Below are 207 nucleotides of genomic sequence, written 5' to 3'. Positions count from 1 at the left end.
CGGGGTTCCCGTCGGGATCCTCGACCGTGTAGGTGATCGTGTCTTCGCCGTTGAAGTCCGGGTTCGGCGTGTAGTCCAGCGTGCCGTCGGGGTTAATCGTAACCGTCCCGTTTGGCGCAGTGGCCTCAGTTACCGTCAGCGGATCGCCGTTCGGATCAGTGTCGTTGCCCAGCACGTCGATGGTGACGGTGTCGTCCTCATCCACAT

1 protein-coding gene is annotated in these 207 nt (G+C 61.8%); it reads right to left on the bottom strand.

The genetic code is table 11. The annotated features are described in order from the left end of the window. Positions 1-207 (bottom strand): Ig-like domain-containing protein (locus OS190_RS20480; protein ID WP_267160553.1); only part of this gene is annotated, 207 nt, incomplete at both ends.

The organism is Sulfitobacter sp. F26204 (assembly GCF_026410305.1).
Classification (GTDB): Bacteria; Pseudomonadota; Alphaproteobacteria; order Rhodobacterales; family Rhodobacteraceae; genus Sulfitobacter.
This window is presented reverse-complemented; position numbering and strand designations above follow the sequence as displayed.